A 22,534-nucleotide genomic window follows, 5' to 3' on the forward strand; every position below is an offset into this window, starting at 1 on the left:
GGTTGGCATCGTGCTTGCCCTCGCCTGGGGCGTCGTCGGCATGTTTTTCGGGGTCTGGGTTGCCGCGCTCCTCGCCTGGCCCGACCTGACCTTCGACGCCGCCTGGGCGAGTTTCGGTCGCATTCGGCCCGTCCATACCTCAGGCGTGATCTTCGGCTTCGGCGGCAACGCGCTGATCGCCACCTCCTTCCATGTGCTGCAGCGCACCACGAGGGCCCGCCTGCCCGATCAGATCAGCCCGTGGTTCGTGCTGCTCGGCTACAACCTGTTCTGCGTGATCGCCGCCAGCGGCTATCTGATGGGGCTGACCCAGTCCAAGGAATATGCCGAGCCCGAATGGTATGCCGACATCTGGCTGGTCGTCGTCTGGGTCGTCTACTTCCTGATCTATATCCGCACCCTGCAGCGGCGGAAGGAGCCGCATATCTACGTCGCCAACTGGTACTACATGGCCTTCATCCTGGTCGTGGCGGTGCTGCACATCGTCAACAACCTGGCCGTGCCGGTCTCGTTCGGCCATGCGAAAAGCTATTCGCTGTTCTCCGGCGTGCAGGATGCGATGACGCAGTGGTGGTACGGCCACAACGCGGTCGCCTTCTTCCTGACCTCGGGCTTCCTCGGGATGATGTACTACTACCTGCCCAAGCGGGCGGACCGGCCGATCTTCTCCTACCGGCTGTCGATCATCAGCTTCTGGGGCATCACCTTCATGTATATGTGGGCGGGCTCGCACCACCTGCACTACACCGCCCTGCCGCAATGGGTGCAGACGCTGGGCATGACCTTCTCGGTCGTGCTGCTGGTGCCATCCTGGGCCTCGGCCGGCAATGCACTGGCGACCCTCAACGGTGCCTGGCACAAGGTTCGCGACGATGCGACGCTGCGCTTCATGATGGTCGCCGCCGTCTTCTACGGCCTGTCGACCTTCGAAGGCTCGTTCATGGCGATCCGGGCCGTCAATTCGCTGTCGCACTACACCGACTGGACGGTCGGCCATGTCCATGCCGGCGCGCTCGGCTGGGTGGCGATGATCACCTTCGGCTCGCTCTACGCGCTGGTACCGTGGATGTGGAAGGTCGATCAGATCTATTCGCCCAAGCTGGTCGAGGTCCATTTCTGGCTCGCACTGTCGGGAACCGTCATCTACGTCTTCTCGATGTGGAACTCGGGCATCATCCAGGGCCTGATGTGGCGCACCTATAACTCCAGCGGCACGCTCGCCTTTTCCTTCATCGACAGCGTCGTCGCGATGCATCCCTACTACATCGCGCGAACGGTCGGAGGCCTGCTGTTCCTGCTCGGGGCGATCGTCGCCTCCTACAATGTCGGAATGACAATCCGGATGGCGCGCGCGCGGACTGCGCCGCAAGCGGCCGATCCCGACCAGCCTGCCCTGCCAGTGGCCGGGCCGGCGCTGCAGCCGGGGGAGTGAGACCATGGCCGAGTTCTTCCATCGCAGGCTCGAACGCAGCGCCATCGGCTTCGTGCTGGCCATCATCGGCGTCTCGGCGATCGGCGGCTTCGTCGAGATCGCGCCGCTCTTCACCATCCACGAGACGGTCGAGACCGCGCCCGAGATGCGCGTCTACACACCGCTCGAAACGGCCGGGCGCAACATCTATATCCGCGAGGGCTGCTATGCCTGCCACAGCCAGATGATCCGCACGCTGCGCGACGAGGTCGAACGCTATGGACCCTATTCGCTCGCGGTCGAGTCGAAATACGATCATCCGATGCTGTGGGGCTCGAAGCGCACCGGCCCGGACCTGGCGCGGCTCGGCGGCAAATACTCCGACGCCTGGCATGTCGCGCATCTGATCAATCCGCGCGAGGTGGTGCCGCAATCGGTCATGCCGAAATATGGCTGGCTGATGCGCAACGAGTTGCGGACCGAGGATCTCGGCCAGCACCTCGCCGCACTGCGCGTTGTCGGCGTGCCCTATACCGATGCGATGATCGCGAATGCGAGCGCCGATGCCTATGGCCAGGCCCACCCCGACAGCCCCTATGCCAGCGGCGTCAGCGAGCGCTACGGCGAGGCCACGACCATGCGGGCGTTCGACGGGCAGCCAGGCCGCCTGACGGAGATGGACGCGGTGGTTGCTTATCTCCAGGTCCTGGGCCGGCTGACCGATGCGGCGCATCGGCAGACGGCGGCCACGGCAAGGTGAGGCGATGGACATCGATCATCAATCGCTCGTCGGCTTCGCCAAGAGCTGGGGGCTTTTCTACCTGATCGCGCTGGCGGCGGGCGTGCTGATCTATGCTCTGTGGCCCTCGAACCGGGCCCGCTTCGACCGCGCCAAGAAGAGCATTCTCGACAAGGACGACAGGCCGGGGGACTGAAACATGGACCAGGCGAAGCGGGACCCCGTCACGGGACAGTTGACGACCGGTCACGAGTGGAACGGCATCGAGGAACTCGACACGCCGATCCCGCGCGTGGTGCTGTTCTTCCTGGCGGCCTCGACGCTGTTTGCTGTGGTCTATTGGCTGCTGATGCCGGCCTGGCCGCTCGGCTGGACCTATACGAAGGGTCTGCTCGGCAACGACCAGCGCCAGATCGTGGCCCGCCAGGTCCAGGATGCGGCAGCCGAGCGCGCCGGCTGGACCCAGCGCATCGCCAACGCCTCGTTCGCGGAGATCGCCGCCGACCCCGCGCTGATGCGCCATGTGCGCGACACCGGGCGGGCCCTGTTCGGCGACAACTGCGCCGTCTGTCACGGCAGCGATGGCAAGGGCGGACCAGGCTTCCCCAATCTCGCCGCGGGCTCGTGGCTCTGGGGCGGCGAGCCCGAGGCGATCGCCGAGACCATCCGCGTCGGAATCAATGGAACAAGCGGGCAGACGCGCGCCGCGCAGATGATGGCCTTCGGCCGCGATGGCATGCTCGACCGCGAGCAGTTGTCAAACGTCGTCGCGTATGTCCTCTCGCTTTCCGGGCAGCCGCTCTCGGAGGCGGACCAGGCGCGTGTGCCCGCCGGCAAGCAGGTGTTTGCAACGACCTGCATCGCCTGCCACGGCGAGGACGGCAAGGGGCGGMACGATCTCGGCGCGCCGGACCTGACCGACGCCAACTGGATCTATGGCAGCGATCCGCAATCGGTCTTCGACAGTGTCCATAACGGGCGCCAGGGCCATATGCCGAGCTGGGAAGGCCGCCTCTCGCCGACCGACATCAAGTTGCTTGCGCTCTATGTCGGCACGCTGCGGGACGGCGCACGATGAGCCCCGCAACCAACGGGCAAGCGCGGCGGCCCGGCAGCCGGCGGGCGCTCTGGCTGGCGCTGCTGATTGCAGGAGCCGCGCTCGTCGCCTTCGCCAATGCGCATCTGGTCTATGTCGCCATCGGTTCGCAGCCGGACTGCGTGCCGCATGCGAAATCGGCGGGCGAAGCAGGCACGTTTCGTGCCGCCCGCCCGGCCTGCTGAAGCGGGGAGGAGCATCGTGGGCACGATCAAAAACGGCCAGATCGAAAACGGCCAGGACATCCCGCTGCCCCTCGCCGCACAGCGACGGCGCAACCTGCCGGCAGGCGCGGCCCTGGCCTGGCTCGGAGCAGGCTGGCGCGATCTCTGCCACAGCCCCGTGCCGAGCCTGCTCTATGGAGCGGCGGTATTCCTGGTGTCGCTCGGCATCGTCTGGGGGCTGTTCCGCTACGAACTGGACTACATCCTGCTGCCCGCTCTCGCCGGCTTCATGGTGGTCGGGCCAATCCTGGCGATCGGCCTCTACCAGAAGAGCCGCGACATCGAGGCCGGCCGCGCCGTCAGCCTCGCGCGCATGATCTTCGTCAAGCCGGACTCCGGCGGCCAGGTCTGGTACACCGGCGCCATCCTGTGCCTGCTGATGCTGGTCTGGATGCGGGCCGCGGTAATCATCTATGCGCTGTTCTTCGGCTTGCGGCCGTTCCCCGGTCTCAAGGATGTCCTCGCCATGCTGGTCTCGACGCCGGAGGGCTGGGCGATGCTGCTGGTAGGCACGGTGGCGGGCGGCCTGTTCGCGGCCTTCTCCTTCGCCATCAGCACCTTCGCGATCCCGATGCTGCTCGACGAGAGGGTCGACGCCTTCACCGCGATGGGCACCAGCATCTCGCTGGTCTGGAACAACCTGCCGGTGATGCTCGCCTGGGGCGCGATCGTGCTCGCGCTCTTCCTCCTGAGTGTGGCGACCGGGCTGCTCGGGCTGATCATCGTCTTCCCGCTGCTCGGCCACGCGACCTGGCATAGCTATCGGGCGATCAGATGAGCTGCTGCGCGCCGCCGTTCGACGTCTCCGGCACGTTCGACGGTTCCGCGGCCCGGCAGGAAATCCGGCTCGCCAGCCGCGAGCTGGGCGACGGCCTCAGGCAGGCCGATCTCTCCGTTCCCGATGTTCACTGCGCGGCCTGCATCCGGACGATCGAGACCGGCCTGATGCAGATTGCCGGTGTCGAGCACGTCCGGGTCAACCTGTCGACCCGGCGCGTCGCCGTGAAGTGGCGCGGCGAGGAGGCCCCCGACCTGTTCGTGGCGCTGGCCCGGCTCGGCCATCCCGGCCACCTCTTCGAGAGCGAGGCGGACCGGTCCGATCCGGAACGCGCCCGCCTGATCCGGGCGTTGGCAGTCGCCGGCTTCTGTTCGATGAACATCATGCTGCTTTCGGTCTCGGTCTGGTCCGGCGCCGAACCGGAGACCCGCAGCGCCTTCCACTGGATTTCGGCCGCGCTGGCCCTGCCCTGCCTCATCTATTCCGGCCGCGTCTTCTTCGACTCGGCCTGGTCGGCGCTGCGCCACGGCCGCACCAATATGGACGTGCCGATCTCGATCGGCATCTGCCTCGCTTTCGGTCTCAGCCTTTACGACACGCTGCATGACGGCCCGCATGCCTATTTCGACGCTGCGACCTCGCTGATCTTCTTCCTGCTGATCGGGCGGACCCTTGACCATCTCATGCGCGAGAAGGCGCGTGCCGCGGTGCGTGGCCTGATGCGCCTGTCGCCGCGCGGCGCAACGGTGCTGCGGGCAGATGGCAGCCGCGACTATCTTCCGCTTGCCGAGATCGTGGCGGGCATGCGCGTCGCGCTCAGTGCGGGCGATCGCATTCCCGTCGATGGCGTGGTCGTGGAGGGAACATCCGAACTGGATTGCGCCATTGTCAGCGGCGAGAGCGCGCCGCGCACCGTGGCCATGGGTGCACCTGTGCGCGGGGGAACGCTCAACCTCTCCGGTCCGCTGACCATTGCCGCAACCGCCGGGGCCGAGACCTCCTTCCTCGCCGAGATGATCCGGCTGATGGAGGCTGCCGAGGGCGGGCGCGCCGGCTATCGACGCATCGCCGACCGGGCCGCCGCGCTCTATTCGCCGGTGGTTCACGCCACGGCCTTCCTCACCTTTCTCGGCTGGATGTTGGCAACCGGCGACTGGCACCATGGCCGAGATCGACATGGCAGCCTTCGACAAGACCGGCACCCTGACGCTCGGACAGCCACGCCTCGTCAATGGCGGCGCCATTGTCCCGGCGGATCTGGCGATCGCGGCCGAGATCGCCCGCCGCTCCAGCCATCCGCTCTCGCGCGCGATTGCCGCTGCAGCGCCGGCCGGCGGCCCCGCGCTGTCGGACCTTCGGGAATATCCCGGTTTCGGCATCGAAGGGTGGCTGCAGGGACAACTCTACCGCCTCGGTCGGGCCGAATGGGCGCTTGCCGCAGGCGCTGGCAGCCAGGAGGCTGGCACTGTGCTCAGCCGCGACGGCACGTTGCTCGCCAGCTTCGTGTTCGAGGAGACGTTGCGTCCGCAGGCGCAGGCCGCAATCGCTGCGTTGCGCAACGAGGACATCGCAATCGCACTGCTCTCCGGCGATACGCAAGCCGCCGTGCACAGCATTGCCGCCAGGCTCGGCATCGGCACGGTCGCCGCGGGGTTGCTGCCGGCGCAGAAGGTCGAGCGGCTCGCCGCCCTCGCGGCCCAGGGCCGCAAGGTGCTGATGATCGGCGATGGCCTCAACGATGCACCCGCGCTCGCCGCGGCGCATGTCTCGATTGCGCCGGCCTCGGCCGCCGATATCGGCCGCAATGCAGCCGATTTCGTCTTCCTGCATGACGGGCTCGACGCGATCCCGACCACACTCAAGCTCGCGCGCGGCTCCGCCCTGCTGGTGCGGCAGAATTTTGCGCTCGCGATCCTCTACAATGCCGTCGCATTGCCGATCGCGATTGCGGGCTATGTCACCCCGCTGATCGCGGCGCTCGCCATGTCGCTTTCCTCCGTCCTCGTCGTCGCCAATGCGCTGCGTCTCAAAGTGGATAAGGCCGGATCCCCTCGCCCGGCCGACGCGATGCCGGCAGAGCCGAGGCTGGCCGCGGAGCCGGGCCAATGAGCAGCCTCGTCTTCCTCGTGCCCCTGGCCCTCCTGCTCGGCGCCTCAGCGCTCGCCGCTTTCCTCTGGTCCCTCAAGAGCGGCCAGTATGAGGATCTCGACGGAGCGGCCGAGCGCATTCTGCTCGATGACAAGGACGACCGGATCGCGACGGGGGAGCGCGACGGCGCCGCTCGGCCCGAGCCCTCGGCGCCCCCCATGAAAGGAAGGGATGAGGCGGTGTCGAGGCGCTAAAGGCGCGCCCGTGCAATGAGGCGGTCCGTCGCCCAGCCCAACGCGATACCGGCGCCATAGGCCACCAGGTTCCAGGGCGAGAAGACGCGCCCGAGCAGCAGCGCGCCGGGCGTCGTCAGCCTGAAGGCATCGAGCCAGGGCGTGTGATAGAGGCGGCTGAGCTCGACGCAGAGCGCGATCAGCGCGGCAAGGATCGCAAGCCGGGATGCCGGCTGACGCCGAGCGATGATGGTCAGCAGAAGGTAGACCATCGTCCCCCAGAGCAGCGAGCCGCCATATTTCACGACGCCGAACGGCAGCCCGAGCCCCATCCCGAAACGGCGCAGGAGCAGCCCCGCGGCGATCGTTGCGAGGCAAAGGGCGATCATCATCCCGCGCGAGCGCAGGCCCGTCTCGGGCTCGCTTGTCTCAGACACATTCGTCTCGACATGGGTTTCCGCCCCGGGCGCCCGTTGAAAGGCCAGTGCGAAGGTGGTGCCGGGCTCGTCGTCGAGAAGCGCGATCGCGCCGCCATGGGCGTTCAGCATGGCGCGGACGATGGACAATCCCATGCCGGTGCCGCCGCTGTCGCGGCGCGTGGTGAAGAAGCTGTCGAAGATCCGCGCCCGGTTGTTCGGGGACACGCCGCTGCCATTGTCGCGCAGGGTGAGGCAGAGCCGGTCCGCCTCCGTGGCCGCGACGATGTCGAGCTCGCTCGCGCCATGACGCAGCGCATTGTCGGTGAGATGGCTGAGGATGATGCGCAGGTTCTCGGCCGAAATGCGGATGGCGCTGTCGAGCGCCCCCTCGGCGCGAATCCGGATGCCGGGGAAATCCCGCTGCAGATCGGCGATTGCCGGAGACAGGCTGGTCGTGCCGCCGGTCGGCGTGCTTTCGGCGCGGGCAAGTTCCCGCAGGCGGTTGGTGATCGCGGTCAGGCGATGCGTGTCGGCGATGATGTTGCCGAGGAAGTGCCGGCGCTTCGCCTCGCTCATCGCAGGGCCGTCACCGGCGCCATCGTCACGCAGCAGCTCGGCCGCGCCCTCGATCGAGGTCAGCGGCGATTTCAGCTCATGCGAGACATGGGCCGCGAAGGTCGCGATGAAATCGGAGCGGTTGTTCAGGCTGCCGGCCATGTCCAGGAAGCTCTGCGACAGGCGCGCGAACTCGGCGGTGCCGTGGTTCGTCAGCGGGCGCATGGCGCTGCGGTCGCCATGACCGATGGCGGTCGTACGCGCGATCAGCTCATGCACCGGCCGGGTGATGGTGCGGTGAAAGGCAAGCCCGATCAGCAGGGTGAGCGCTGCGACGGAGAGGCCGGCCAGCACGACCTTGCCGCGCTCCTCATAGAGATGGCGGAAGACATTGCTCGGCGTGCGCGAGGCATAGAGCACGCCGGCGACGCGATCCCCCAGGATGATCGGCGTCGCCGTGAAGATGCGGATGCTGGTGCCGCGGCTGAGCGAGTAGAGCGGCGGCGGCGCATGGCTCGAGACGCGCTGCCGCAAGGTCGCGGCGAACGAGCCCTGCAGCGCCTTGGCGACCTCCTCGACATGGGCGAGCGACAGGCCGATCTCGTCTCGGCCCGCGATCACCACGCCATGGGGGTCGAGCAGGCGGAAACCGGCGAGCGTGATTGTCTGCGTATCCAGGAGCAGCGGCGAAAGCCGCTCGCCGGCAGCCTTGAAGGTTGCGCCGGCGGGCTCGGGCGCGGGTTTCGCGTCCGGCCTGCGGCCCAGCAGGTTGTCGCGCGTCAGGTCGAGGCTGGGCAGGATCGGCCTGAACGGCTCGTCCGCCGACGAGGACGGCGTTGCCGGAACGTGAGCACCCAGCGCGGCGTCGGCCGGCAGGTTGCTCTCGAAATCGCGCCGGATGGCGGCTGAGAGGGCCACGCTCTGGGCGATCAGCTCGGCCTCGGTCTGGTGGACGAGCTGGTTCTCGTAGATCCGGAAGAAGAATAGCCCGACGAGCGGCAAGGCCAGCACCGCCGTCAGCATCAGGAAGACGATAAGGCTGAGATTGGGCCGCCATTTCGCGGCGACCTGGGCCGGGAACGGGGCAGAGGCCGTCACGTCCCGGCCTCGCAGCGTCCAAGGCGGAAGCCGACGCCGTGCACGGTGTCGATGGCGCTGCCGCAGCCCGATGCCGCGAGCTTGGCGCGGATGTTGCGGATATGGCTGTCGATCGTCCTGTCGGCGACATGGATCGCGCCGCCATAGGCGCTTTCCAGGATCTGCTCGCGGCTGAAGACCTGGCGGGGACGGGCCGCAAAGGTCTTCAGGATCGCGAACTCGATCCCCGTCAGCGGCAGCGCCCTGCCCGCGAAGCTGGCAAGATGCGACTCGGGGTCGAGCCGCAATGCGCCCCAGGAAAGCGGCTCCACCGACGCGGCCCCGACCGAGCGGCCGGTGCGCGTGCGCCTGAGGATGACGGTGACGCGCGCCACCAGTTCGCGCGGGCTGAACGGCTTGGTGACATAGTCGTCGCCACCGATCTCGAGGCCGAGTACCCGGTCGATCTCCTCGTCCCGCGCCGAGAGGAAGAGGATCGGCGCGTCGGAGGATTTGCGCAGCTGGCGGCAGACCTCGAGCCCGTCCATCTCGGGCATGCCGATATCGAGAATGACGAGATCGGCCGGCTGCCGCCGAAAACTCTCCAGGGCCTGCACGCCATCGCGGGCGATTGACGTGGCCATGCCGGCCTTTTCGAGTGCGAAACAGATGACCTCGCGGATATGACTGTCGTCATCGACCACAAGAATGCGGGGCGCCATCGTCACGTGCCTGTCACTGGTCAGCTGGGGCCGGGCTGCTCTTGCCCCCGAGCGGGGCATGGGGAGTGTTAGCCAAGTAGCGCGACAGGCGCCACGCGCGAAAGCCCCAGGCCCGCCAATCCGCCTGTTCCCTGTGGTGGCGATCGGCCATGTACCCACGGTTGCCCGGCAGCCTGTTGGGGTTCCAGGACCAGGTCGAATTGGGGACTGTGCGACCAACTGCGGCGACGCGCGGCGTGTAGCGATCGAAGGCCGGGATCACCTGGGGACCGAGCGATGTCAGATAGGCGGCATCGAGTCGCGAGCCCGTGCCGCGCAGCTCCTGGGAATGGCGGAAATTGTAGTTGGCGATCACCGCCGGCGTGTTGACGAAGCAGAAGGCGTAGAGCGCCAGCGCCAGCGCGGCGGCATTGGCCGAGACGAGCCAGTTGACCGATTTCCGCCCGACGATCTGGACGATGATCAGCACCAGGCCGAGCGCGACGAGCAGCATCCAGATGAAGGCGACGAGCCGGAGCCAGGTCAGCGAATAAGCTTCGACATAGAGATCGAGCCGCAGCAGCGTCGAGACCATCAGCATGATGTTCTGGCCGACCCAGGCGAGAACCAGCGGCCGGACGAGGCGGTGGCGCTCGGAGGCGCCGGCCGGCCGCATCGCGACCAAGACGAAGACGGCCGCCAGCAGCGCCGTGACGACGAGCGGATAGGCGCCGCGATGGGCGTAAGCGGCATAGCTCATGCCGTCCGGCAGTGCGACGCCACCCCAGAGATAGGCGATGTCGAGCAGGGTCTGCACGGCAAAGTGCGCGTTGAACAGGACGAGCGAACGCAGGATCGCCGTGTCGCCGAGGAGCCCGTGGCGATCGGGCGTGAGGGGCGCCGCAGGGTTCGCCTTCGCCTGGCGCTTGCGGGCGAGCCGGACATGCAGCATCGGCCAGACCAGGCAAAGCATCATCAGCCAGAAGGCGGCGCGCCAGGGCGAGAGCAGATCAAGCAACAGCCTGAGGTCGATGCGGTTCAGCCAGATCTCGACGAGCGGATTGGCGGAGGCAAACAGGGTTGCGAACACGCCGACGAGGACCAGCGGCACGACCCAGCCGATGAGCCAGGCGCTGCCGGAGGATGCGCGCCGACGCCGTGCCGAGAGGCGGCCGACACGGCCGATATCCCGCCTTAGCCCGCCGGCGCCGGACAGCAGCATCAGCCTCGCCTGCCGCAGCAGCTCCTGCCAGCGCGCCTGCTGCTGGCTGAGAATGACGGCAAAGGCCGCCGTGCAGAGGATCGCAACGAAGGAAGACAGCAGGCTGACCTCCTCGGCGATGGCGAGCAGCCCCGCCCCCAGCACCGCGAGCGCCAGGATGCGCCTGCCGGCGCCGGCGCGGATTGGGTTCGCCCAGAGCGAAGCGATGGCAAGCGCCGCCAGGAAATAGGCGAGCGAGATGCCGAGCCAATGGCCGTAGAACAGGAAATCGGCGAGCAGCACCAGGCCGGCGGCGAGCCCGAGCCGGGTCGCGAGCCAGCGCGTCGCGCGGCTCGCGAACGGCGATGCCGTCAGCTCCGCTGGCAGGGAGGATATCGGCTCTAGGGGTTCTGCTGAAAGGGAGGACATGGGCATGGGGCTTCGCTGATCGAGGATTCGGGCGCGCGGGGGCCGCGCGGCGGAGCGGGAAAGGCCAGGATGGCGGTCTCGGCAGGGAGCGGTCCGGCCACGAGCCACCAGCCATCGCGGGCCAGCCGGCGCGGCAGCCTTGATGTGAGGGAACGGGGAGCGACGATCTCTGCCATGCCGCAGAGATGCCGCAGCCGATTGCAGCGCCGGTCCTGAGAATGCTCAGGATCTCAGGATTGTTGTGCAGTTTTCGTGCAGGAAACGGCCCCTCCGCGGGAAGCGGCCGTTCGTCGACCCTGATGACCGGCAGTGTCGCCTAAAGCATCGGCCCGAAAAGTGGATTGCGGTTTTCGGGAAAGCCGATGCAAAGACAAAGGGTTAGATCACCGGACTGGATACGATATCCGGTCCGGTGATCTAGCAGGGCCAAGCATCGGTGCTTCCGATACCACGATCGGTTTATTCCGCTTCAAAGGCTCCGCCCGGCCTGCGACGTCTGCCGACGACGTTTCAAAACCCGAAGGGATCGATCATCATGGATAAGGCGCTCGCGCATAAGAAGGTTCTCATCGCCGGAGGCGCATCCGGGATGGGTCTGGCCCTGGCGCGGCACTGCCTCGACGCCGGCGCCGAAGTCATCATCGTCGGACGCAATGAAGCCCGGTTGCGGGCTGCCGAAGAGGCTCTCCGCTTTCCCGCGGCGCTCGCCGCCGTCGTTGCCGATGTCTCCCGCGAAGAGCAGATGGTGACGCTCTTCGAGCGCGTCGGCGCGCTCGACCATGTCGTCTGCACGGTGGCTGACATCGAGGGCGCTTACGAACTCCTGCCCGCACTCGACCTGAAGGCCGTCCAGAGAGCCGTGGACAGCAAGATCTATGCGCCACTGCTGCTGGCCAAGCATGGCGTCTCGAAGATCGGTCGCGATGGCTCGCTCACCTTCACCTCCGGTATCGCCGCCTACAGGCCCTCGGCCCGCGGGGCTGCGGTGGCGGCCGTGAACGCGGCGCTGGAAGGGCTGGTCCGGGCGCTTGCGGTCGAACTGGCGCCGATCCGCGTCAATGCGGTGTCGCCGGGCTGGGTCGACACGCCGATCTGGGCTTTCGTCGCCGGAGACCGCAAGGACGAGGTGCTGGGCGCCATGGCCGAGCGCCTGCCGGTTGGGCGGATCGGTCAGCCCGATGACATTGCGGACGCTGTTCGGTTCCTGATGGGCAACGGGTTCACGACGGGGACGGTATTGCATGTCGAGGGCGGACACCGGCTGATCTGACCGGTTCGAAACTGTCGCTGGCGGCCAGCACATGCTTGAGCGCCGCGGGCTGGATGCGGCGGCGCCGCCATATCATCGAGAGCGAGGGCGGCGGTCCGGGCCATGGTGCGTCCGCGACCTCGCCGCGCTCCAGGGCCTCGGTGACGGCGAAGCGCGGGACGAGGCCGAGGCCCGCCCCGCTCGCGACCAGGCGCACGATCATGGCGATGCTGCCGACCTCGGCTGCGGGGCTCGGGCGTGCGAGGCCCGCCTGAGCGAAAGCCTCGTCGAACAGCCGCCGATAGACGCATCCAACTTCGGTGACGATGAAGCGCGCGCCGGCGAATGCAGCAAGATCCCCGGGGAGCGCGCTGCGATTGTCGGGGGACCCGATGATGACGAGGGGCGCCGTCGCTATCGCACGCCTGGCCAGACGTTCATCGAGATCCGGCTGGTCGAAACGGAAGGCGACATCGATGTCTCCATCCACCAGTTGCCTCAATAGTTCTCCGCTRCTCCCGATCTTGATCGTGAGCGTGATCTCGGGATGCTTGCGCGAAAAGCCTGCAAGCCATTGCGGGAGCTTCGCCGACGCGATGGTCTCCAACGCGCCGATGGTGACGGATCCGGCAGGGTGCGCCGCGATCGCGCTCATCGCCGCCCGCGCTTCATCCGCCAGTTGCGTCAGCTCCTCGGCATAGGGCTGGAGAACTTTTCCGGCAGGCGTCAGCTCCAGACCGAGCCTCGAACGCGTGAAAAGGCCAACCCCGAGTTCAGTTTCCAGGGCCTGGATCTGGTCGCTCACGCTCGACTGCGCGAGATGAACCTCTTCGGCGGCGCGGGTGAAATTCAGCGTTCGCGCCACGGTCAGGAAGGTCTTGAGCGATCTTGAGAGCATGGCGATGCAGTCCGCGATTGTGCATCGATATGCTACGCGGCCGGCCGCCTGCTGACCACCCGCCGCGCCCTTCCGATCACCCGCAAACGGGCAGGCTGCACCGCTCTTCCCCGTGCAGCGAGGACCGCCGCAGGCGGGCCCGAGCATCCGATTCAATCCACGCGATTGCTAAGCCGGCTCTTGGTCCAGCGTTCGCGTCTGCAGGATGCTGACCGGCGGCCAGGACAGGCAATCCGCGACATCGAAGGTCAGCGTGAACGGCGCAAACGGCCGCTTGGCGAAGTCGAAAGCAGACTCCCGCTGTGTCCCACCGATCGCCATCGCGATCGTCAGATGCGGCCTCCAGTGCTCCGCGARGTAATGCGGGTCGCAGAGTGCGGGATCGACACGTGCATGCAACCTTGCGTGAGCCTCGATCAGGCGCTGATCGAGGCTGGGATTCAGCCAGAGCACCAGCGGCTCGGTATCGAAGAATTCAATCCGCTCGAAGGTCAGCGCGAAGGCCGGTTCGCCCGCGAGCGCCTCCGCGGCGGCGGCGAGGCTGGATGTCCCGATCGCCGGGCAGCGCGCCAGCGTGATGTGGGGGAAATAGCCGAGCGCGCGGATCGAGGGCGCGGTCTCGAAGGCCGAGGCCTTGTCGACCAGCGCCCAGAAGGGCTTTGCAGGGTCCTGCGTGCGCAGGGTGATGCCGAACATGCTGCAGCCTGTGTGCCCCGCCTCGCCCCTTCCTGCAACTGCAGAAGCGGGACGGAGAGACCGCAAGGCTTCGAGCGTCATGCCCGCCACGGCCCGGCGACCGTGCCTTGCCCTACCCCGGCCAGCCCGAGGCGCGCGCCGATCCAGCCGTCATCGTCACGAAGCGCTGCAACCTGCGCGGCCGGGCTAGATCATAGGACAGGAAATCCTATCCGGTCAGATGATCTAACCCTTTGTATTTGCGCCGGCTCTGTCCCGAAAACCGCAATCCACGTTTCGGGCCGATGCTTTAGAGGGCACCGGGGCGCGCTCCGTCACCCACCCTTCTTTCCGCTCGCATCGAACTGCTTGAGGAAAGCCAGCAGATCGGCGATGCGCTTCTCGTCCTTCAGTCCGGCATAGATCATCTTGGTGCCCGGCACCTTTGTGCGCGGGTTCTGGATGTAGTTGGCGAAGGTGGCGTCGTCCCAGGTCAGCCCGGAATCCTTCATCGCGGCGCTGTAGCCATAGCCTTCGCGGGTTCCGGCCTTCTGGCCGATCACGCCGTTGAGGATCGGCCCGACCGTGTTCTTGGCGGTCTCGCCGAGCTGATGGCAGGCGCGGCACTGGGCATAGACCTTCTCGCCGGCGGCGGCATCCTGGGCACGCGCGGGCTGGGCGGCGGCCGCGAGCAGCGCAGCCCCCAGCAGTGAGGCAAGCTTCATATCGTTGGAGTCCTATGGTTTGGGCGCGAAGGGACTGACCCAACCGCCGCTCTGGGCCGGAGCCTTCGGCGGAAAAGCCTGGGCGAGATAGTCGAGCAGGATCGCGCGCATCTCCGGATCGGGCGCCGACATGCTGTGCTTCTCGGTCATCCAGTTCAGGGTTTCGTCCCAGCGGACGCGATCCATGCCCTGGCGGCCGACGACCTTCATCGAATGGCAGCCGATGCAGTAGCCAAAGGTTTCGTCGCGGCCGCGGAAATCCGGCAGCGACTCGGGCGTCTCCTCCTGGGCAAAACTGCCGGCGGGGGCGAGGAGGATGGCCGCAAGAGCGGCCATCCGGAGCGAGTGAAGCGCGGCCATCGTCAACCGACCAGGATCGCGGTGCGGTGGAACGGGTTGGAGCCGTAGCCCTGCGGGTTCCAGTTGGTCGCGACATGCGGCTGGGCAACCCCGCGGGAATCCGTGGCGCGGACCCAGAGCTCGAAATAGCCCTCGCTCGGCAGGGTCACCGCGCCGGTCCAGCGCACCCAGTCATAGCGGTTCTTCGGCTTCGCCAGCGTCATGGCCTGCCAGCGCTGGCCGGCATCGAAGGAGACCTCGACCTTGGCGACATCGTGATCGCCGGCCCAGGCGGCACCGCGCAGGGCGACCTCGCGGGTAGTAGCCGGCAGGCGCGTGCCATTGGCGGGCGCGGTGATGATCGAGCGCACCGGCATCGAGGTCATGTCGGTGAAATTGGTCTTGCCGTCGGCATTCGACCCGGGAATGAGCGGCACGGTCGGGATGCGGTAGGAGGTTCCGCCCATGCCCTGCCCGTCATGCGGGGTTGCGCGCACCAGGATGCGGTTCAGCCATTTCGACGAGAGTGAGGCCGGCCAGCCCGGGACGAGCAGGCGCAACGGGCCGCCATGGATATGCGGCAGCGGCTCTCCGTTCATGGCCCAGACGATCAGCGAATGCGGCTCGAGCGCCTTCTCGATCGGCATGCCGCGCGAGATCGCATCGCGGGTGGTGTCGCCGGAGAGATGCGGATCGGCGCCGAAATGGCCGGTGAACCTGGCGCCGGCTTTGAGACCCGCGGCCTTCAGCACATCGGCGAGGCGCACCCCGGTCCATTCGGCGCAACCGGCGCCGCCATTGGTCCATTGGTTGCCGCGCCCGGCTGGCTGGTAGAAGGAACGGCCATTGCCGCCGCATTCCAGCACCATCCGGAAGGTCTGTGCCGCGAAGCGAGATTTCAGCTCGGCCAGAGTCAGGGTCAGCGGCTCCTCGACCTCGCCCTCGATCTTGAGCTGCCAGGTCTCGGCATTCGCCACCGGCTCGGGGATCTGACCGTTATTGCGAATGAAGAATTTTGAGATCGGCGTGGTGTCGTCATTGAGCAGGCTTTCCGGCGTCTCGGCGACGAGTGGCCGATCGCCCAGAAGCACCAGGCCCTTGTCCTTGCCCGGAAAATCGAAGGGCTGCGGCCCCTTTGGCGGGGCGGCTGCGGGCGCGGCAGCAGGAGCGCCCTGCGCGGCAGCCGACGATACGATCGAGAGGCGCGGCAGGCCGCCAAGCGAGGCGCCGAGCGCTGCCAGGCTGCCGCCGAGCAGGAGGCGTCGCGATGCGCGTGGGGCGGTGGAGCGTTCGGAGACTGAATCGTGATGCGGTTCGGCGGCGGCATCCCGCGCCTGGACGTCTTCCAACATGGTGTTTTCTCCCGAGGACATGTTCCTCGCTGGAGACGACGCCGGGCCGATGCGATTTATTCCAGGTCGAGAAAAATATTCTGGCGGAGCGAAAAAATCCGTCAGCCGACGCAAGCGGGCCGGAGGCTGCGCGCCTCGGCCAGCGCCGCGATCTGTTCGCGCGGGATGCTGCGTTCATCCTCGGTCAGCCTCGCGACGAGGGCGGCAATGCCGTCGAGGCGGGCGGGATCGATGCCCTGCCCGATCAGGGCGTAGCTCGCGTGGTGGCCGTGCCAGGCGCGGATCGCAAAACCCTCGCGATCCTGTACGGCTGGCCGCGCCGGCAGGCTGTCGTCGATCGGCGCGATCCACAGGCCGACGCGACAGCCATTGGGTCCGACATAGCCGGCAAGCACGCCGCCGCCGCGCCGCACGGCGGGGTCGAGCGAGAGATGCACGAGGCGCAGCGAAGCGAGCGACAGATCCGGCAGGGCGTCGACATCGGCGCCTGCCAACTCGACGCCGAGACGCTGCGCCTGGGCGGCGGGCACCTGGGCGAGCCAGAGCCGATGCGCGGCAACGGCCGCGGTCAGCGGTGATTCTGCGGGGTCCGTGCGATACAGGCCGAACCAGGCGACGCCGAGCCCGCAGGCGATGAGCAGCGCGGCCGCCACCTGCAGCCATGGCCGGGGCTTCAGTCGCGTTGGCGGCGGGGGTTCCGGCAAGGCGAAGGGCGGCGCCTCTTCCTGCGGCGGCAGCGCGCGCATGGTGGCGCGCAGATGCGTCAGCGTCGCGACCTTGGCGGCGATCTCGCGATCGGCCGCGATCGCAGCTGCGACCTTGGCCGCCTCGCCCGGCTCCATCTCGCCATCGACATAGGCGTTGAGCAGATCCCAGGAGATGGTTTCGCGCCCGGTCATGTCAGCCACCCGCCTGGCGGCGCCGTGCGGGCAGGACGCGGAGATTGCCGCCCTCGATCGCCTCCAGCAGCGCTGCCCGCGCCCGGCTGATCCGGCTCATCACGGTCCCCGTGGGAATGCCGAGAATCTCGGCCGCCTCGCCATAGCGAAACCCGGCGAGATCGATCAGCTCGAGGATGTCGCGATGCGACGGATCGAGACGTTCGAGCGCCTGGCGCACGGTGATCTCGGCGATCAGGCTGTCATGATGGCGCCAAAATGCGCCCTCGGGCGCTTCCGCCTCGGTGGCGGCAAGCACAGAGGCCTGCCCGCGGCGATGCTCGTCGATCCAGAGATTGCGCAGGATCGTGAAGAGCCAGGGCCGGAGACGCTCGTCCTCCTCGGGGGGCGACGCGGCCAGCGCCTTCATCGCGCAGGATTGCAGCAGATCGGCCGCCGCGTCCCGGCTGCCGCTCAGCCGCAGCGCATAGAAGAACAGGCGGTCCCAGTTCCGGCGCAGGGCACGCTCGACGACGATACGCAGGATGAGCCCCTCCGCGATGGCTTTCAGGCCTCATCCTATCGCAGAGGCTCCCGGGCTTCTCAAGGCTCGGGCAGGTTTCCGGCTCGGACGATGACGCGAGGTGCGCCGTCAAGCTCAACAAATGTTAATTCCTTTCTCGCACATGAAAGGAGTGACGCTGCCATAAAGGACCCTCCCGACCTCGCCTGACGTGCCTGAGGCCAGGTCCCAATGACGCGATGAACATGGACCTTCCGACCCTCTGGTACTTGACCGTTGGAACATCGCTGGTCGCCGCAGCGATGACGCTCTGGGAGCGCAAGGCGCATGCCCAGCGCTCGCGCCCACTCGGAATATGGGCCGCCGGCTATGTCGCTTTCGCCATTGGCTGCCTGCTGGCCATGAGGCGCGAGGCGTTTCCCGGCATCACCGGCCCAGCCCTCACCAATATCGTCATGGTTCTCGGCTACCTCCTGGTTCTCCAGGGCGTCAGATGCCTCGACGAGCGCGTACGCATCGGCCGCTGCGCCGCAGTGCTCATTGTCCTGGCCGCTGCCTGGGCCATCGGCGGCGAAGAGTTTCCGGTGTTCTTCTGGACCTATGTCGGCTCGCTGCCGATCGCCGCGATCTGCGGCCTGACGGCGCTTGTCCTGTTGCGCAGCCGCGCTGTGAAGCCCCTGCGATCCCGGCCGATCGCGGTCGGGGTCTTCGTCTGCCACGGCCTGTTCTATTTCCTGCGCGCGACTGTCGCGCCTGTGCTCGTCACAACCTACGGGGAGAGCCTGCTGCCGGTTCTCGCCAAGGTCACGATGTACGAGGCTGTGCTGTTCACTGTCGCGATGCCGATGGCCTTGATGGCTCTGATCCGCGAGGAATATCAGGCGCAGCTCCTGGCCGATTCCCGCACCGATTTCCTCACCGGGCTGCGCAACCGCCAGGGCTTTTTCGAACATGGCGCGAGGGCGCTGCGGGATGGGGCGGCGCAGCGGCCGGTCTCAATGCTCGCCTTCGACCTCGATCACTTCAAGGCGATCAATGACCGCTACGGGCATGACGCCGGCGATGCGGTGCTAAGGCTCTTCGCCGCCGTGTCGCGCGACATCGCCGGCGCGAACGGGGTCATCGGCCGCCTGGGCGGGGAAGAGTTCGCGATCCTGCTGCCGGGCCTGGACAGCATGGCAGCCAGCCGGATCGGCGAGACTGTGGCCAGGGAATTTGCCGAACGTGCCGCGAGAAGCGATGGCTTGCAGATGACGGCAACCGTCAGCATCGGGCTGGCCGAAGCCGCATCGAACGCAACCGCCCTCGCCGAACTGCTCTCGGCCGCCGACCTCGCGCTCTACAAGGCAAAAGCGCTCGGAAGGAACCGCATCCAGATCGCCGCGGCGAAGGGCGTCTCCGAAGCGGCCTGACGCCGATCGAATGCCCCGATCGCGACAAGCCCCACCGCCCTCCGGATGGCCAGGCGGAAGGGCGAGACATGACCTGAGCGGACGGCGGCTGCCGTCGCAGAAGCAGCCTCGAATGGCCGCTCCGTCCGCTTTGCCGCGGCTTGCTGGAACTCACACAGCCTGGCGTTGCAGGCGCCTCTCCAACGCGCGGCTGTAATGCGAGATGAAGGAGCAGAACGCGACATAGAGCAGAGCGACGAAGAGATAGCCTTCGAGCGAGAAGCTGCGCCATTGCGGATCGCCCAGCGCCTGCTTGGTTGCGAGCAGGAGGTCGGTCAGGCCGACGATGCCGACGAGGGACGTATCCTTGAACAGGCCGATGAACAGGTTGGCGATCGCCGGAACGGCAAGGCGCAGCGCCTGCGGCACGACAACCAGCAACGATGTCTGCCAATAGCCGAGCCCGAGCGCCTTGGCCGCCTGCTCCTGCCCGGCGGGCACGGCCTGCAGGCCGCCGCGGATGGCTTCCGCCAGATAGGCCGCGCTGAACAGCGTGATGGCGATGAGGGCACGCAGCAGAGCATCGACCTGCAGCTTTCCCGGCAGGAAGAGCGGAATCATGAACGAGGCCATGAACAGCACGCTGACCAGCGGGACGCCGCGGACCATCTCGATGAACATGACGCAGACGCCCCTGATGATGCCGAGCTGCGAGCGCCGTCCGAGTGCCAGCGCAATGGCGAGCGGGAATGCGCCGAGGATGCCGCCGACCGCGAGGAAAACCGTCAGCGGCAGCCCGCCCCATAGATCGGTCGCCACAAAGGACAGGCCGAGCACGCCGCCGCGCATCAGGACGATCACGGCGGGGATCCCCAGCAGCCAGCCCGCGATGACGGCCCGCCCCCCAAAGCGCAGCGAGCAGCTCGCCAGCACCAGCGCGATGGTCAGCAGCAAGGCAGCGAAAGGTCGCCACTGCTCTTCGAACGGGTAGCGGCCGAACAGGATCAGCCGCAATTTCTCGTGGACGAAGGCCCAGCAGGCCCCGCCCATGGCGCGGCAGGTCGCCGGAGACGCCGCCCACCAGGTTGCATCGAACACGGCCCAGCGCAGCAGCGACGGGACGTAGGTGACGAAGAGGCCGAGCATCACGACCGTCAGCAGCGTGTTGCCGACGCTGCCGAACAGGCGTTCCCGCACTGAAGGGGCGGCGGCGCTCATGACGCCCCCTTGAGCGCGACGCGGCTATTGTACCAGTTCATGAAGCCCGAGATCGCGAGGCTGAGCGCGAGGTACACGCTCATCAGGATCGCGATGACCTCGACCGCCTGGCCGGTCTGGTTGATGATCGTGTTCCCGATCGACATCAGGTCGGGATAGCCGATCGCGATGGCGAGCGAGGTGTTCTTGGCCAGATTGAGATACTGGCTGGCGAGCGGCGGCACGGCGACCTTCATCGCCTGCGGGATCACCACCAGGCGCAGCGCCTGGCCCTGCGTCAGCCCCAGCGCAGCAGCGGCCTCGCGCTGGCCGCGGCTGACCGACAAGATCCCGGCACGCAGGATCTCGCCGATGAAGGCGGCGTTATAGAGCGACAGCCCGATCAGGAGCGCCGTCAGTTCCGGCGTGATCATGCCGCCGCCGGAGAAGCCGAAGCGGGTCGGCCGCGGCATGTCGAAGGAGGTCGTCGCGGCGAGATCGAGCGCCACGGTGGCAAGCGGCAGCAGGAGCAGCAGCAATCCGGGCCAGAGCTTCGCCGGCGCGCCCGTCAGCTCCGCCCGGCGCCGGGCCCACAGGCCATGACCGGCGAAGGCGACGAGGCCGACGATCACCGCCACCAGGATGAGGTCGGCGCCATGCTGCAGCACCGGGAAATGCAGGCCGCTCTTGGCGAGATAGACACCGGGAAGCAGCTGCGGCGCAGCCGAAGCGGCCGGCAGCATCTGGGTCAGCACCGCATACCAGAGATAGAGCTGCAGCAGCAGCGGCGTGTTGCGGACGAGCTCGACATAGAGCCTGGCCAGCGGGCTGACGAGGGGATTGCGCGACAGGCTGGCAATGCCGACGACGAAGCCGGCAAGCGTCGACAGCACGATCCCGAGCACGGCAACCACGAGCGTGTTGAGCAGACCGACCAACAGCGCCCGGCCGAAACTCGCGCTGGCGCTGTAGGCGATGAAGCTCTGGCCGATCTCGAAGCCGGCCGCCTGCCAGACGAAGCCGAAGCCCGTCCGGATCGAGCGCGCCTCCAGATTGCCGACGAGGTTCGTGGCGAGGAAGGCGATGGTGCCGGCCAGCACGGCCAGCACGATCACCTGCGTCGCCAGGGCCCGAAAGGACGGGTCGTTCCAGCCTCTCGCCAGGCGCGTCGGCGCGATCGCGACGGCGCTCATCTCAGCGCGTCGGCATGGCGTACATCTGCCCGCCCTTTGTCCAGAGCGCGTTGGCACCGCGCTCCATGCGCAGAGCCGTCCTGGGGCCGACATTACGTTCGAAGATCTCGCCGTAATTGCCGACCCGCTTGATCGCGCGATAGGCCCAACCCGGGTCGAGGCCGAGTCTCTGGCCCATATCGCCGGTGACGCCGAGCAGGCGCTTGATCTCCGGGTTCGCGCTCTCCTTCATCTGGTCGACATTGGCGGCGGTGATGCCCTTCTCCTCCGCCTCGATCAGCGCCATCAGGACCCATTTGACGGCGGTGAACCATTCCAGGTCGTTGCGGCCGACGACCGGCCCGAGCGGCTCCTTCGAGATCATGTCCGGCAGGATCTGCCATTCGTCGGGATTGGGTGCGTCGGAAGCCCTGACCGAGGACAGATAGGACATGTCGGCAGAGAAGGCCTGGCAGCGGCCACTGAAAAAGGCGGCCCGCGCCTCSTTCTGGGCCTCGAACACGACCGGCGTGAATTTCTTGCCGTTGGCCCGGAAATAATCGGCGAGATTGAGCTCGCTCGTCGTGCCGGTGGCGGTGCAGATGCTGGCGCCGTCCAGTTCGAGCGCACTCTTCAGGCCGAGCGATTTCGGCACCAGGAAACCCTGGCCGTCGTAGAAATAGACRCCGGCATAGAGCAGGCCGAGCGAGGCGTCGCGTGTCAGCGTCCAGGTCGCGACGGTGGTGAGCATGTCGATCTCGCCCGATTGCAGGGCCGTGAAGCGCTGCTGCGGGCTGAGCGGGACGAACTTCTCCCGTGCGGCATCGCCGAGCACCGCCGCCGAGACCGCCCGGCAGAAATCGGTCGTCAGCCCGGTCCAGCGGCCCGAACTGTCGGCGATCGAGAAGCCGCCGATGCCGGTGCTGACCCCGCAGGTGACTTCGCCGCGCTTGCGGATGGCATCGAGCGTCGGCCCGGCCTGGGCCGCAGCGGAAAATGTCGCGGCCKCCGCCAACGCGGCTGCAGCGAGGCCAGACTTCATGAGTCCTGCCTTGACGAATCCTGCCTTGAACAGAGTCTTCACGTGTCCCTCCCCTGGAACCGCCGCTCGCCGCTGCAAACGGCTTGCGGACTTGCGCTCATTTTTTGACCGGCGCATGCGCGGGGTTCGCCGGCTGCGCTCT

Annotated in this window: 22 protein-coding genes and 1 pseudogene; 10 read left to right on the plus strand and 13 right to left on the minus strand. The window is 67.3% G+C overall.

The features are described from left to right. From ccoN to ccoS, 8 genes and pseudogenes are all read left to right on the plus strand, one after another. The coding region (gene ccoN, locus AC1DRP_RS13540; RefSeq protein WP_476768722.1) for a cytochrome-c oxidase, cbb3-type subunit I at window positions 1-1,432 on the plus strand (1,432 nt) is incomplete at its 5' end. 4 nt (window positions 1,433-1,436) lie between these two features. Continuing rightward, the gene (ccoO, locus tag AC1DRP_RS13545) at window positions 1,437-2,171 is read left to right on the plus strand and encodes a cytochrome-c oxidase, cbb3-type subunit II (RefSeq protein WP_441508152.1); all 735 of its coding nucleotides are present in this window, start codon (window positions 1,437-1,439) and stop codon (window positions 2,169-2,171) included. Window positions 2,172-2,175: 4 nt separating this feature from the next. Further along, window positions 2,176-2,346: a cbb3-type cytochrome c oxidase subunit 3 gene (locus AC1DRP_RS13550; RefSeq protein WP_441508153.1), complete on the plus strand. Its 171-nt coding sequence runs from the start codon at window positions 2,176-2,178 to the stop codon at window positions 2,344-2,346. 3 nt (window positions 2,347-2,349) lie between these two features. Then, on the plus strand, window positions 2,350-3,228 hold the full coding sequence (ccoP, locus tag AC1DRP_RS13555; RefSeq protein ID WP_476768723.1) for a cytochrome-c oxidase, cbb3-type subunit III: 879 nt from the start codon (window positions 2,350-2,352) through the stop codon (window positions 3,226-3,228). Beyond that, on the plus strand, window positions 3,225-3,431 hold the full coding sequence (locus AC1DRP_RS13560) for a hypothetical protein (RefSeq protein WP_441508155.1): 207 nt from the start codon (window positions 3,225-3,227) through the stop codon (window positions 3,429-3,431). Before ccoP ends, AC1DRP_RS13560 begins: the two co-directional genes overlap by 4 nt. A 25-nt stretch (window positions 3,432-3,456) precedes the next feature. Further along, window positions 3,457-4,248: a DUF2189 domain-containing protein gene (locus AC1DRP_RS13565; protein WP_476768737.1), complete on the plus strand. Its 792-nt coding sequence runs from the start codon at window positions 3,457-3,459 to the stop codon at window positions 4,246-4,248. Continuing rightward, window positions 4,245-6,357, plus strand: a pseudogene (locus AC1DRP_RS13570) (heavy metal translocating P-type ATPase). The gene AC1DRP_RS13565 and the pseudogene AC1DRP_RS13570 overlap by 4 nt, the downstream one beginning before the upstream one ends. Then, window positions 6,354-6,590, plus strand: coding sequence for a cbb3-type cytochrome oxidase assembly protein CcoS (gene ccoS, locus AC1DRP_RS13575; RefSeq protein ID WP_441508337.1), 237 nt, complete (start codon window positions 6,354-6,356; stop codon window positions 6,588-6,590). The pseudogene AC1DRP_RS13570 and the gene ccoS overlap by 4 nt, the downstream one beginning before the upstream one ends. Here the strand turns inward: ccoS and AC1DRP_RS13580 are convergent. The 3 genes from AC1DRP_RS13580 to AC1DRP_RS13590 are packed head-to-tail and all read right to left on the minus strand — an operon-like array spanning window position 6,587 to window position 10,951. Then, complete coding sequence (locus AC1DRP_RS13580; RefSeq protein ID WP_476768724.1) at window positions 6,587-8,641, minus strand: DUF2809 domain-containing protein; 2,055 nt, start codon at window positions 8,639-8,641, stop codon at window positions 6,587-6,589. The two genes, ccoS and AC1DRP_RS13580, sit on opposite strands and share 4 nt — an antisense overlap. Beyond that, window positions 8,638-9,342: a response regulator gene (locus AC1DRP_RS13585; RefSeq protein WP_476768738.1), complete on the minus strand. Its 705-nt coding sequence runs from the start codon at window positions 9,340-9,342 to the stop codon at window positions 8,638-8,640. Before AC1DRP_RS13585 ends, AC1DRP_RS13580 begins: the two co-directional genes overlap by 4 nt. A 13-nt stretch (window positions 9,343-9,355) precedes the next feature. After that, entirely contained in the window at window positions 9,356-10,951 is a 1,596-nt protein-coding gene (locus AC1DRP_RS13590; protein WP_476768725.1) for a DUF4153 domain-containing protein, read from the minus strand. Window positions 10,952-11,486: 535 nt separating this feature from the next. Here AC1DRP_RS13590 and AC1DRP_RS13595 point away from each other — a divergent pair. Beyond that, the gene (locus tag AC1DRP_RS13595) at window positions 11,487-12,221 is read left to right on the plus strand and encodes an SDR family oxidoreductase (RefSeq protein ID WP_441508334.1); all 735 of its coding nucleotides are present in this window, start codon (window positions 11,487-11,489) and stop codon (window positions 12,219-12,221) included. Here AC1DRP_RS13595 and AC1DRP_RS13600 read toward each other — a convergent pair. The 7 genes from AC1DRP_RS13600 to AC1DRP_RS13630 form a co-directional block, all read right to left on the minus strand. Further along, window positions 12,172-13,098, minus strand: coding sequence for a LysR family transcriptional regulator (locus AC1DRP_RS13600; protein ID WP_441508333.1), 927 nt, complete (start codon window positions 13,096-13,098; stop codon window positions 12,172-12,174). The two genes, AC1DRP_RS13595 and AC1DRP_RS13600, sit on opposite strands and share 50 nt — an antisense overlap. 168 nt (window positions 13,099-13,266) lie before the next feature. Continuing rightward, window positions 13,267-13,794 carry a 2'-5' RNA ligase family protein gene (locus tag AC1DRP_RS13605; RefSeq protein ID WP_476768726.1) on the minus strand — a complete coding sequence of 176 codons (528 nt, stop codon included), beginning with the start codon at window positions 13,792-13,794 and terminating at the stop codon, window positions 13,267-13,269. Window positions 13,795-14,108: 314 nt separating this feature from the next. Next, window positions 14,109-14,498 (minus strand): c-type cytochrome, encoded by a 390-nt coding sequence (locus AC1DRP_RS13610; protein ID WP_441508331.1) that lies wholly within the window; start codon window positions 14,496-14,498, stop codon window positions 14,109-14,111. A gap of 12 nt (window positions 14,499-14,510) precedes the next feature. Next, complete coding sequence (locus tag AC1DRP_RS13615; protein WP_441508330.1) at window positions 14,511-14,858, minus strand: hypothetical protein; 348 nt, start codon at window positions 14,856-14,858, stop codon at window positions 14,511-14,513. A 2-nt stretch (window positions 14,859-14,860) separates the two neighbouring features. Next, the gene (locus AC1DRP_RS13620) at window positions 14,861-16,189 is read right to left on the minus strand and encodes a sulfite oxidase (RefSeq protein WP_441508329.1); all 1,329 of its coding nucleotides are present in this window, start codon (window positions 16,187-16,189) and stop codon (window positions 14,861-14,863) included. A gap of 101 nt (window positions 16,190-16,290) precedes the next feature. After that, window positions 16,291-17,088, minus strand: a complete 798-nt coding sequence (locus AC1DRP_RS13625) for an anti-sigma factor family protein (RefSeq protein ID WP_476768727.1) — start codon at window positions 17,086-17,088, stop codon at window positions 16,291-16,293. 1 nt (window position 17,089) lies between these two features. Continuing rightward, window positions 17,090-17,638 (minus strand): RNA polymerase sigma factor, encoded by a 549-nt coding sequence (locus AC1DRP_RS13630; RefSeq protein ID WP_476768739.1) that lies wholly within the window; start codon window positions 17,636-17,638, stop codon window positions 17,090-17,092. A 197-nt stretch (window positions 17,639-17,835) separates the two neighbouring features. On the opposite strand from AC1DRP_RS13630, the gene AC1DRP_RS13635 reads away from it, so the two are divergent. Continuing rightward, window positions 17,836-19,002, plus strand: a complete 1,167-nt coding sequence (locus AC1DRP_RS13635) for a GGDEF domain-containing protein (RefSeq protein WP_441508327.1) — start codon at window positions 17,836-17,838, stop codon at window positions 19,000-19,002. A 150-nt stretch (window positions 19,003-19,152) separates the two neighbouring features. Here the strand turns inward: AC1DRP_RS13635 and AC1DRP_RS13640 are convergent, their stop codons facing one another. From AC1DRP_RS13640 to AC1DRP_RS13650, 3 genes are read right to left on the minus strand one after another with little or no spacing between them, the layout of a single operon-like run. Beyond that, window positions 19,153-20,199 (minus strand): amino acid ABC transporter permease, encoded by a 1,047-nt coding sequence (locus AC1DRP_RS13640; RefSeq protein ID WP_441508326.1) that lies wholly within the window; start codon window positions 20,197-20,199, stop codon window positions 19,153-19,155. Next, window positions 20,196-21,371 (minus strand): amino acid ABC transporter permease, encoded by a 1,176-nt coding sequence (locus AC1DRP_RS13645; protein WP_476768728.1) that lies wholly within the window; start codon window positions 21,369-21,371, stop codon window positions 20,196-20,198. Before AC1DRP_RS13645 ends, AC1DRP_RS13640 begins: the two co-directional genes overlap by 4 nt. 1 nt (window position 21,372) lies before the next feature. Beyond that, the gene (locus AC1DRP_RS13650; protein ID WP_476768729.1) at window positions 21,373-22,434 is read right to left on the minus strand and encodes an amino acid ABC transporter substrate-binding protein; all 1,062 of its coding nucleotides are present in this window, start codon (window positions 22,432-22,434) and stop codon (window positions 21,373-21,375) included. Window positions 22,435-22,534 lie beyond the last annotated feature (100 nt).

It is taken from the genome of Allobosea sp. 01N443, from assembly GCF_056399325.1.

Bases quoted from the DNA above. Each gene is read 5' to 3' on its own strand.
- ccoO (WP_441508152.1), top strand. From the start codon at position 1,437: ATGGCCGAGTTCTTCCATCGCAGGCTCGAACGCAGCGCCATCGGCTTC.
- AC1DRP_RS13550 (WP_441508153.1), top strand. From the start codon at position 2,176: ATGGACATCGATCATCAATCGCTCGTCGGCTTCGCCAAGAGCTGGGGG.
- AC1DRP_RS13560 (WP_441508155.1), top strand. From the start codon at position 3,225: ATGAGCCCCGCAACCAACGGGCAAGCGCGGCGGCCCGGCAGCCGGCGG.
- ccoS (WP_441508337.1), top strand. From the start codon at position 6,354: ATGAGCAGCCTCGTCTTCCTCGTGCCCCTGGCCCTCCTGCTCGGCGCC.
- AC1DRP_RS13585 (WP_476768738.1), bottom strand. From the start codon at position 9,342: ATGGCGCCCCGCATTCTTGTGGTCGATGACGACAGTCATATCCGCGAG.
- AC1DRP_RS13590 (WP_476768725.1), bottom strand. From the start codon at position 10,951: ATGTCCTCCCTTTCAGCAGAACCCCTAGAGCCGATATCCTCCCTGCCA.
- AC1DRP_RS13595 (WP_441508334.1), top strand. From the start codon at position 11,487: ATGGATAAGGCGCTCGCGCATAAGAAGGTTCTCATCGCCGGAGGCGCA.
- AC1DRP_RS13610 (WP_441508331.1), bottom strand. From the start codon at position 14,498: ATGAAGCTTGCCTCACTGCTGGGGGCTGCGCTGCTCGCGGCCGCCGCC.
- AC1DRP_RS13615 (WP_441508330.1), bottom strand. From the start codon at position 14,858: ATGGCCGCGCTTCACTCGCTCCGGATGGCCGCTCTTGCGGCCATCCTC.
- AC1DRP_RS13620 (WP_441508329.1), bottom strand. From the start codon at position 16,189: ATGTTGGAAGACGTCCAGGCGCGGGATGCCGCCGCCGAACCGCATCAC.
- AC1DRP_RS13625 (WP_476768727.1), bottom strand. From the start codon at position 17,088: ATGACCGGGCGCGAAACCATCTCCTGGGATCTGCTCAACGCCTATGTC.
- AC1DRP_RS13635 (WP_441508327.1), top strand. From the start codon at position 17,836: ATGGACCTTCCGACCCTCTGGTACTTGACCGTTGGAACATCGCTGGTC.
- AC1DRP_RS13640 (WP_441508326.1), bottom strand. From the start codon at position 20,199: ATGAGCGCCGCCGCCCCTTCAGTGCGGGAACGCCTGTTCGGCAGCGTC.
- AC1DRP_RS13645 (WP_476768728.1), bottom strand. From the start codon at position 21,371: ATGAGCGCCGTCGCGATCGCGCCGACGCGCCTGGCGAGAGGCTGGAAC.